Genomic DNA, 322 nt, shown 5'->3' with positions numbered 1-322 from the left:
CGACGCGGGCGGGGTCGAAGTGCGGGGATGCAACGGGATAGGTACGAACCATGATCCACCTCCATGCCAGTGACGAAGTCCTCAACGCACCAGGGTCCGTGGCGGGGTTGCCGCACGCATGCTCGACCTGCTGGGCCTGCTCGCACCGCGCCTGGCAGCGACGCCGGAGGGCAGCGACATTGCCTCGGTGGACATGCTCAACGAGGCGCGCATCGAGGACGAAACCGAGCGCGCCCGCCTGAAGGCGCTGGTGACCGAACTGTCGGCGCAGCATGGTGGCTACGGTTACATCGTGCGGACCAACGCCGAAGGGCAGCCGGCC

The 322-nt window shown here is 68.0% G+C and carries 1 pseudogene; it reads left to right on the top strand.

From position 1 onward, the window contains the following. Positions 1-202: 202 nt before the first annotated feature. Positions 203-322 (top strand): annotated as a pseudogene (locus tag ABGA94_RS09420) (ribonuclease E/G); the annotation flags it as partial.

Origin of the sequence: Stenotrophomonas sp. 3diitr2024, assembly GCF_042136455.1 — a bacterium.
Taxonomy (GTDB): Bacteria; Pseudomonadota; Gammaproteobacteria; order Xanthomonadales; family Xanthomonadaceae; genus Stenotrophomonas; species Stenotrophomonas sepilia.
The sequence above is the reverse complement of the archived record's forward strand: the minus strand, read 5'-3'. Positions and strand labels throughout refer to the sequence as shown.